General features: G+C 63.1%; 8 protein-coding genes. 2 read left to right on the top strand and 6 right to left on the bottom strand.

Going from position 1 to position 9,873, the window contains the following annotated elements:
* Window positions 1-249, top strand: a 249-nt coding sequence (locus tag FWD29_06160; GenBank protein MCL2803519.1) for a hypothetical protein, incomplete at its 5' end; no start/stop codon positions are given.
* Window positions 250-353: 104 nt separating this feature from the next.
* Here FWD29_06160 and ppk2 read toward each other — a convergent pair.
* The 6 genes from ppk2 to prfB all read right to left on the bottom strand — a co-directional run bounded on the left by ppk2 (window position 354) and on the right by prfB (window position 6,048).
* The gene (ppk2, locus tag FWD29_06155; protein MCL2803518.1) at window positions 354-1,238 is read right to left on the bottom strand and encodes a polyphosphate kinase 2; all 885 of its coding nucleotides are present in this window, start codon (window positions 1,236-1,238) and stop codon (window positions 354-356) included.
* Between the two features lie 169 nt (window positions 1,239-1,407).
* Window positions 1,408-1,884, bottom strand: a complete 477-nt coding sequence (gene smpB, locus FWD29_06150; GenBank protein MCL2803517.1) for an SsrA-binding protein SmpB — start codon at window positions 1,882-1,884, stop codon at window positions 1,408-1,410.
* Window positions 1,881-3,203, bottom strand: a complete 1,323-nt coding sequence (locus FWD29_06145; protein MCL2803516.1) for a peptidoglycan DD-metalloendopeptidase family protein — start codon at window positions 3,201-3,203, stop codon at window positions 1,881-1,883. Before FWD29_06145 ends, smpB begins: the two co-directional genes overlap by 4 nt.
* Window positions 3,204-3,212: 9 nt before the next feature.
* Window positions 3,213-4,130 (bottom strand): permease-like cell division protein FtsX, encoded by a 918-nt coding sequence (ftsX, locus tag FWD29_06140; GenBank protein MCL2803515.1) that lies wholly within the window; start codon window positions 4,128-4,130, stop codon window positions 3,213-3,215.
* Window positions 4,127-4,816: a cell division ATP-binding protein FtsE gene (ftsE, locus tag FWD29_06135; protein ID MCL2803514.1), complete on the bottom strand. Its 690-nt coding sequence runs from the start codon at window positions 4,814-4,816 to the stop codon at window positions 4,127-4,129. The genes ftsX and ftsE overlap by 4 nt, the downstream gene beginning before the upstream one ends.
* Window positions 4,817-4,932: 116 nt before the next feature.
* Entirely contained in the window at window positions 4,933-6,048 is a 1,116-nt protein-coding gene (prfB, locus tag FWD29_06130; GenBank protein MCL2803513.1) for a peptide chain release factor 2, read from the bottom strand.
* A gap of 283 nt (window positions 6,049-6,331) precedes the next feature.
* Here prfB and FWD29_06125 point away from each other — a divergent pair, with 283 nt between their 5' ends.
* Complete coding sequence (locus tag FWD29_06125) at window positions 6,332-9,859, top strand: FtsK/SpoIIIE domain-containing protein (GenBank protein MCL2803512.1); 3,528 nt, start codon at window positions 6,332-6,334, stop codon at window positions 9,857-9,859.
* Window positions 9,860-9,873 lie beyond the last annotated feature (14 nt).

Here is a 9,873-nt window from a genome sequence, read left to right as displayed (position 1 = left end):
GGTCCCCCTGGCCTCGCCTCTCATCAGCCCCATCACCGCGAGTCCGAGCTTTGGCATCACCCCGCCACGGTCGCCCGGCTCCAGTTCCGCGAGGTTGAGCTTTGGCATCATCCCGCCGCTGACGCCCCCACTTATCCTGCCGCTGCCGGTCCCCTTGGCCCCGACTACCGCCAAGGCGCTCGTCCCGCCTCCCACCGCCACGGCCGGGTCGCCCAGAATTCTTGTGGTAGTCGTTTCTCATCGCGCTAATGCTAGTTGGCGATCAACCGAAACCTCCGCCCGCCTGTCCGGCCCATGCCGTCTGGACTACCGGCATCGGCCGGCAAAAAGCCGAGCTCCCCCGCCTGGCGAGCCTATGCAGCTGGTGATTCCGCCTCCGCGACCGGCGGGTCTGGCTCGCCCTCGCCCGGCTTGGGCTTTTTGACTTTGACCAGCTTGGCGGCGACATCGGGCACAATGTGCCCCTCAATGTCCCTTGAAGGGCGGTAAATGCCGGTGGTCGCCGGGCGCGGCGGAATGTCAAGTGGATTCGGTTCGAGGTGCTCATAAGGCACCGTCGAGAGCAGGTGCGCAATCACATTGATCCGGGAGCGCTTTTTGTCCTCTGATTCGACCGTGTACCAGGGCGCTTCGACAGTGTCGGTAGCCCACATCATGTCGTCCTTGGCCCTGGAATAGTCTTCCCAGCGGACAATCGCCTGAAGGTCCATTTCCGAAAGCTTCCAGCGCCGCATCGGATCCTTCGACCGACCGACGAACCGCCGCTCTTGCTCAACGTCAGAGACCGAGAACCAGTACTTACGCAGCATGATGCCGTCTTGGATCAGTAGATTCTCAAAAACCGGGGCCTGCTTCAAGAACAACTTGTACTGCTGCTTGGAAGCAAAACCCATCACCCGCTCGACCCCGGCCCGGTTGTACCAGGAGCGGTCAAACAGCACAATCTCGCCAGCTGTGGGCAACTGCTCAATGTATCGCTGGAAATACCACTGACCCTCTTCGCGCTGGGTTGGTTTGGGCAGCGCCACCACCCGGCAAAAGCGAGGGTTGAGGTATTGGGTTATCCGCGCGATGGCGGAACCCTTGCCGGCGGCATCCCTTCCTTCGAAAACCACGACCAGGCGTTTGCCTTCTTGCCGTATCCACTCTTGCATGGTCACCAATTGACCTTGGAGACGGTACAACTCGGCCTCATAGGCCGTCTTTGACAGCTTGGGTGGGCGCCCATGCGAACTCATGCCCCAAGTCAACCACGTTGGCCGGGACGCCAGGCGGCCCACCTGGCCTCCGGCGCGGGGAATTGGTCAACAATGCTGGTCGACCACGGGGATTGGTTCGGCGGAGGCGGTGCCGGCGCAGGTCCGTCGCGGCGGCTCAGACTGGCCGCCAATGCCGACCAAAGGTGGATCAGAGGTTGGCGCGGTGGCGCATGGCCTTGCGCGCTTCCATGTCATCTTGGCGGCGGCGCAATTCCTGGCGCTTGTCCCATTCGCGTTTGCCGTGGGCCACGGCAATTGTGACCTTAGCCCGGCTGCCGCTGAAATAGAGCCGCAGGGGCACCACCGTGACGCCCTTTTCGCGGGTCCTTTGTTCCAGCTTCTTGATCTCGTCTTTGTGCAGCAGCAGTTTGCGCTTGCGCCTTGGGCTGTGATTGGTCCAGGATCCGGACAGGTATTCGGGGATGTGGACACCTTCAAGCCAGGCCTCGCCGCGCTCCAAAGAGACCCAACCATCGCTAAGCGAGGCCCGACCCATGCGCAGAGCCTTAACCTCGGTCCCCATTAGCACCAGTCCAGCTTCAATCTCCTGGTCAAGGTGGTATTCATGCCGGGCCTTGCGGTTGACGGTGATCGACCGTTCGGCTCCGGGTTTGGCCGCGCTCATCGCAAATAGGGTGCCGGGTCGACGTAGTTGCCGTTCCTCATGATTTCGAAGTGCAGGTGGCATCCGGTCGAAGAGCCGGTGGTTCCAACCGAACCAATCCGCTGGCCCTTTGTCACCGATTGGCCCACTGAGACCGAAACGCCAGGCTGGTGGCTGTAGGTCGACATCATCTGGGCGCCGTTTTGGATGCCGTGGCTGACCACCGTGCGGTAGCCGTAGCCTCCGGCCCAGCCGGCCTGAACCACAACCCCAGCAGCAGAGGCGAAGATGCCCGAGCCACAGCCAGCCCCAAAATCAATCCCAGTGTGCATCCGGGTAGTGCCCGAAATTGGGTGAACCCGATAGCCGAACGGGGAGGTGATGTTTGGGCTGGCCACAGGCCAACCGAAGAATCCGCCGCCCGGGGCGGGACCGCCGCCGCCACCGCCGCCACCGCCGCCTTCGGCGATTTCCTTTTCGATGATTTTGCGCAGGGCATCATCCATCTCGTTTTGCCTGGCCCGCAGCTCGGTTTGACGGGCTTCCTCGGTGGCCTTTTGGGCCTCCAGATCGGCAGTCAGAGATGTCAGTGAAGCGACCAATTTGTCCAGATCGGCTTTGGCCTTTTCGGCTGCCGCCTTCGCCGCTTCAGCCCGAGCTAGGGCCGCCTCGGCTTTGGCCTTCAGATCGGTGATTTCCGTAGTCACGGCCTCAAGGCGGGCCTCGCGGTTTTTGTTGGCGCCGGCCGATTGCTGTGCGGTGGAAAGGGCAGCTTCGCGGGCGGCGCTGAAGGCTTGGCTGACGATCTGGTTGTCGGCGACTTCTTTGATGTCCTTGGCACCCAACAGCACCATCAAGTCATTTGAGGCCGGGTTGTCAAAGGCCATCGCCGAACGGGCCATTTGGCCGATGGCGCGGCGAGCGTTTTCCGCTTCTTCTTGGTCTGAAGCCAACTGGCCGGTGACTTGTTCGCGTTGGCTCTCGGCCGCCGCTAGTGCATCTGACAGCTCAGTGTATTCCTGCTGGGCGTTGGCGAAATCCTGTTGTGCCTTGGACAAAGCTGCCTCGGCCAGCGGCAGTTCTTGCTTGGCCGCCTCAAGGTTGAGGTAGGCCTCGACCAGGGCCTGGGAGGTGCCTTCCAGCTCGGCTGCCAGCCGGTTCAGTTCTCTTTGGTTGGCCTCGCGTCTGGCCTGCAGGTCATCTTTGGAGTCAGCCGCCAGGGCCGGGCTAGGCGGCAGGAGCGAACTGGTTGACACACCCGCGGCCATACCCAGCGCTAAAGCCGCGCCAAGCAGTCCGCTGGCAAAGCGGCGCCATCTGGGCCTTTGTGTGGCAGTCAACTCCCCTCCTTATACCTTCGTGAAGCGACGCAATGTCAGCACCGAACTGAGTGCGGCCAGGGCCACGGCCGCCAACACCATATAGGGCGCCACCGCGAAGACGTCACTGCTGCGAACAGTCGTCATCATGGCGAAATTACGTGCTACCCAATCGGCTAACCAGAACTGACTGACTGACCACAGCGTACCGACAGCCAGGGCCGAACCCAAGAGTGCCGCCACCGCTCCTTCCAGCATGAACGGCAGCTGGATGAAGAGATTCGAGGCGCCAACTAAGCGCATGATGCCGGTTTCACGTTGTCTGGACAGGGCTGATAGTCGAATCGTCGTCGTGATGAGCAAAATTGCTGCCAGGCCCAAGACCAGGGCAATGCCCAGGGCTGCTAGACGGATTTTACCTAGAATGTTGAACAACTGGTCAAACAGATCTGACTGGTCAAACGTGTCATAGACCCCTGGCATCAGCTTGACCGCATCGGCCACGACAGAGAATTTGCTGGCGTCTTTGAGCTTGACGCGAAACATCGGTGGAAACTCTGCTTGGGTCACTTCGGTGGCCATTGAGGTGCCGCCAAAACGGTCTAGAAAGTCGTTGTAGGTCTCCTCCTTTGACTGGAAGAAGACCTCTTCGACATAAGGGTCAAGCTCGGGTGACTCCAGCTTGGCCTTGACCGCGTCTTGTTGGTCTTGGCTGACCGAACCATCGCGGCAGGTTTCGCGTTCGACCGGGGCCTCAGGACAGAGCCAAACTTGGACCTCAACTTTGTCATACCACTCCCCTTTGATCCGGTCGACCTGCTGCTGCAGCATCAGCGCAGCCCCGACAGCCGAAAGAGAGACAAAGGTGACCAGAATGACCGCCCAGATCATGGTGGCGTTACGCCTAAAGCCGTGGAAGATCTCGGCCACTACAAAGCGCAATCTCATGACCCACCTCCGTAGTAGCCAGTGGCCTCATCACGCACCATGCGGCCCTCGACCAGCTCGACAACCCTGTATTGAGACTGGTCAACCAGGCCAACGTCATGTGTTGCCATTACCACTGTGGTGCCAGTCTGGTTGACTCGCTCCAGGACCGCCATAATGCCCTCTGAAGTGCGCGGATCAAGGTTTCCTGTGGGCTCGTCAGCCAAGAGGATTTTGGGCCGGTTGACCACCGCCCGGGCAATTGCCACCCGCTGCTGCTCACCGCCCGAAAGCTCGTGTGGCGTCCGCCGCTCTTTGCCGGCCAACCCGACAAGGTCCAAAATGTCCGGCACGGTCCGCATAATGGTGTGCCGTGGCCGCCCTATCACTTGCATGGCAAAAGCCACATTGTCGAAAACCGTCTTTTGCTCAAGCAATCTGAAGTCCTGGAAGACCACGCCGATTTGCCGCCTAAAGCGGGCAATGCGCCGCTGCGGCATGGTGGTGACATCGTGGCCCAGCACGAAGGTTTTGCCGGTAGTCACCCGCTCCTCGCGCAGGATTATGGCCAGCAAAGTCGATTTGCCGGAACCGGATGCTCCTACTAGGAAGCAAAACTGGGCCCGTGGTATCTCCAAAGAAATCTGGTCCAGGGCTGGCCTAGAGCCCCGGGCGTAGATCTTGGTGACATTCTCGAAAGTGATCACTAATTCGTCCCATTGGCAGGTCTGGTCTGTGGCCACGGCGTGGCCGCCACCAGGCTAAGCACCCTCTGGCCACGGGAGCTACATGACACGCCGGGGACGCGGCATCGGGCTATGCGCTAATTGGCGGCGCGTTCAAGGCTGCGCCGCCAACGAATGCCGGCGTCGATGAAGGCGTCGATGTCGCCATCGAAGACTGTCGCCGGGTTACCGACTTCATATTCGGTGCGCAAATCCTTGACCATTTGATAGGGGTGAAGCACATAAGAGCGCATTTGATCGCCCCATGAAGCCTTGACGTCGCCAGCCAATTCGCGCTTTTTGGCTTCTTCGGCGGCCCGGCGCAGCACCAATAGCCGCGATTGCAGCACCCGCAAGGCCGCCGCCCGGTTCTGGATCTGGGACTTTTCGTTTTGCATCGACACGACAATGCCGGTTGGCAGGTGGGTCATTCGCACTGCCGAATCGGTTGTGTTGACTGATTGTCCACCCGGCCCCGAAGACCGAAAAACATCGACCTTGATCTCCGCTTCGGGGATATCAATGTGGTCGGTGGCCTCGATCAGCGGAATCACCTCGACGGCGGCGAAGCTGGTTTGGCGCCGGCCTTGATTGTCAAATGGGCTAATCCGGACCAGGCGATGGGTGCCGCCTTCGACCGAAAGCTTGCCGTAGGCAAATGGCGCGTCGACCTCGAATGTGGCCGATTTCAATCCGGCCTCCTCGGCATAGGAAGTGTCCAACACCTTGGTGGCATAGCCATGCCGCTCAGCCCAGCGCAGATACATCCTCAGCAGCATCTCCGCCCAATCGGCGGCATCGACGCCGCCAGCTCCTGAGCGGATGTTCACAACGGCGGCACGTTGGTCGTATGGCCCGGACATCAACGTCTTGATTTCCATTTCGGCCAGGTCGGTCTGGATGGCGGCCAGCTCAGTTTGGGCCTCTTCGCGCGTGGCCGCGTCATCGCCCTCTTCGGCCAGATCAGACAGGACGGCCAGATCGTCGATTCGGCCGCCCATCCGGGTCAGCTTATCCAGGTTCGATTGGGCCACCGACAAGCGGGCGGTGATGCTTTGAGCCCGTTCCGGGTCATCCCACAGGCCCGGCACGGCCGCCTTTTGCTCTAGTTCTGAAATGCTGTGGCGTAGACCCTCTGGGTCGCTGACCTGCTCAATCGAGGCGAAGGTCTGGCGCAGGGCGCGCAGCTGACTTGTGAAAAACTCGCCGGCCATGACCTCAATACTAGGCGCGGTTAGGACTCTTGGCATTATGCGAAAGCTCGATCTCGCGGTGAAGGGGCAGGTCAGCACCCTAGTTTCGACGAGACTGTGGTTCGGCGAGGCTGTGGTTCGACGAGACTGTGGTTCGGCGAGGCTGTGGTTCGGCGAGGCTGTGGTTCGACGAGACTGTGGTTCGGCGAGGCTGTGGTTAGGCGAGGCTGTGGTCCGGCAGATTGGGTGTCTTGGCCGGCGGGAGTGCACAAAGGCGGGCAGTAGTTGGGCCTAGTACCTGTGGTTGTCCACAGGCCTGGTGGCGGAGGCGTTGGCTTTGGTCAACAATCCGATCATGCGCCTGACACTGCGCTGTCAACACCTAGATCAGCACGACTATTGGGCCGAGCCTGGTACCACTTGGCAGGATCTGATGACGCAGGTGGCCAGTCAGTGCCTGGCGCACCCTTGGTTCGTGGGTCAGGCCCAGCTCAGCGGTGGTTCAGTGCTGGGCCTGGCCCCGCTGGCTAACGGCTGTCTGGTCAGCGATCGGCCAGATCCGGTCCAGGCCCCCGCACCTGGCACCTGGTGCTTGGTGGCCTTGGGTGGGATCCATGCCGGGCTACGCACCAGGGCTTCGCCCGGCACCATGGTGGCGCCGCCAGGCCAGGAAACCGGTCCGGTCGAACTAGTTGGTGGTGACCAAGGCCTGTACTGGCAACGGCGGGCAGCCGGACAGGTTTCGACTGGCCGGGTACGCCAAAACCGCGGCCGGCTGCAGGTGCGCTGGCGCCGCCTGGGCCAACGGCGGCGGCCTATTGAGCGCGGCCAATTGGTTCGGGTGGTGGACTCAGTTTGGCTGTTGGACAAGGCGCCCAGCGGTCAAAGCTGCCCCGTCAGCACCGAAACAGGCCAGGGGGGCCCAGGTCCGGCCTGGCCCCAACCCTCGCCCGGCCGTGCCGCGGGCGGCCAACTGGCCCCAAGACCGGCCGGCTCAGCCCTGGGCGGCGGGCGTCAGTTTGGCAGCCGACGGGCCTGGCTAGCGCCAGCACTGACGGCCGTGATAATGGGTGGGCTGATGCTGGCCCTGACGCGCAACCCATTGTGGGCGCTGATGCCGCTGGCCGGCGGTCTGACAGCCAGCTTTGGAGCAATCAAAGGGGCTAGCCGCAAGCCGGTCTGGACGGAACAGGTCGAGGGTCTGGCCCAGAATCGCTACCTGGCGCCCGGTCACAACCTGGCTGTCCATGGCCCAGCTGTGGCGGCCATGGCCGTTATCCGGGCCTGGGCCGGCGGCCAATCGCGGCTAGCTGTGCCCAAATCGAAACGGTGGCAGTGGGCCCGGTTTTGTTCCCTTGAAACGGCCGGGGAAGGCCAAGCCACCGTAATTGGGCAAGAAGATGACCACTTCACCTGGCAATCCGGTCCCGGTGATGGCCGCCCTGTCCATGTCGCGGTCCGCCCGGCCGGCCTTGGTCTGGTCGCGATGCGGGTCGATGGGGCAGCGCCGGTCCTGGTGGCAGGAATTGGGCCGGGCACGGCCGAGCGTCTGTCGCGTCAGGCGGCCGGCCTCAACCAGCCGGCTACGACGACTTACCCGGCCAAGACGGTCTTGGCTCCGGACCTGGCGGACCGCTGGCGGCGGGACGAGCCCTGCCTTGACTTGGGTCACCTGGCTACCGGCGGCGCCTTTCGCCTGCATCTGGCCCGCGACGGGCCACATATCTTGGTGGCAGGGGCCACTGGGTCAGGCAAATCGGAGTTCCTGCGCAGTTTGATGCTGGGGGCGGCCACGGCGATGTCACCGGACCGGCTGGTGATTGTGGGTATCGACCACAAAGGTGGGGCAACCTTTGCGGACCTGACCGGCCTGCCGCATCTGGTTGGCCTGGTTACCGACCTTGACACGGCCGCCTCACGACGGGCCCTGACTTCCCTTGAAGCCGAGTTGCTGCGGCGCGAACGGCTGTTGGACCAGGCCGGAGCGGCCAAGATGGCCCAGTTGCCGACCGAGCTGCGTCCACCGAGGTTGATGGTGGTGGTCGACGAGTTCCGGACTTTGATTGAGACCATTCCCAGCGCCGGCGCCGCCCTCGAGCGCCTGGCGGCGCAAGGTCGTTCGCTGGACATGTTTTTGGTCTTGGCCACTCAGCGGCCGGCTGGCGCTGTCTCTGCCCAGCTCAGAGCCAACCTGCCGCTTCGAATCTGTTTCCGGGTGGCCACCGAAGCAGACTCCCTTGATGTCTTGGGTGACACAAGGGCCATGTCAATCGACCCGGCAGCACCGGGCAGCGCGGTACTCGCCTCTGCTGGCCGGCCGGCCATCCACTTCAGGGCCGCCCTGCCAGGTGGCCACCCGGCCCGGCCAGCCGCGGCGATCACCTGGCCAGATCGGTGGACCACCCCGCCAAGACCAGCCGGACCAGGCGCCACTCGCCTGGTCAAGCAGATCAAACAGGCGGCCGAGGCAGCCAGTTTGAGCCCCCAGGCGGCACCATGGCTTCCACCCCTGCCAGCGCTGATTGGTACCAGTCAGCTTGACGACCTGGCTAATGCGGTAGGACCAGCAGATCCGGCCAATCGGACTGACTCGGTGCCAGTGGGCCTGGCTGACCTGCCGGCCCACCAGCACCAGGGCAGCCTGCGATTGTCACCGGCCGACGGCCACCTGGCCATCCTTGGTGCGCCGCGCACCGGCCGGACCACAGCCGCCGTGACCGTGGCCGCCGCCACGCTGGCCGCCGGCTGGCAAACCCACCTAATCACCGACAACGCGACCAGATTCGCCGCCCTGCGCTACAACCCTGCCCTCGGTTCGGTGGTGGCGCCCAACGGGCCAGCCATCACCTCTTGGCTCGACTCCCTGGCCCCGGCGCCGGATAGCCGGCCCCAGGTGGTGGTGCTTGACGGTGTCGAAGCCTTGGCTGACCAAATCACGCCGGGCGCCGAAAGACCACCGCTAGATTCCCTCACCGGCCTGAAAGACGGCTGGTGGGTGGTGGTAACCGGGCCAGCCAAACCGTCCCGCTATCTCAACGGCTTCCCCCAACGACTTGTGCTGCCCACTATTGACGCAGCCGAGGATCTGGCCTTGGGACTGGACCGCCAGTTTGCTGGCCAGCGCTCTACCCCTGGTCGCTGTGTATACACCAGGCCAGGTCAGGCCGCAGAAGTCCAGTTGGCCTGTCTGGACAGCCCTGTCAAGACCACCGCCGCCGGGCCAGGCCCACCGCCGCGGTTACTGTCGCCGCCTAGCCGGGTCAGCCTGGCCGATCTACCGCCACCGAATCGGCGCCGGCTGTGGTGGGGGCTGGGAGGACCACTGGGACTGCCAGTGGCCCTTGATTTGGTGCCGGGCCGGCCGGTTGCCATCTTGGGACCCCCCGGTTCAGGTCGTTCCACTGTGCTGGCGGCCCTGGCCGCCCAGGCCAAGTTAGCGGGTCTCAAAGCCGTCACCGCGGTGGGACTCGACCCGTGGCCTCAAACGCTCAAGGCTCTTGAATCTGGCGCCGTGGTGCTGGCGGACAACCTCGATCAGGCCGAGGATATGCCACCAGTCTTGCCGCGGCGCGGGATCCTAATTGGGGCCCTGACCGCGACCATGGCAGCGTCATTTCGCGGACCGGCCTCGTTATTTCAGGCCCACCCAACCGGCCTGGTGCTCTGGCCTAGCCTGCCCGGCGCGGCGGCCGCCCTGGGGCTAAAACTGATCACCGACACAGCCACCCAACAGCGGGTTCCGGGCCGCGGACTAGTGGTCCAGCTGAGTCGTTTTACTACCGTTCAAGCCGCTACATCCGCTCTACCTGGGGCATTAGCAAATGTGACGTAATTCACACAACAAAA

Source organism: Micrococcales bacterium (assembly GCA_009784895.1).
Classification (GTDB): domain Bacteria; phylum Actinomycetota; class Actinomycetes; order Actinomycetales; family WQXJ01; genus WQXJ01.
The sequence above is the reverse complement of the archived record's forward strand: the minus strand, read 5'-3'. Positions and strand labels throughout refer to the sequence as shown.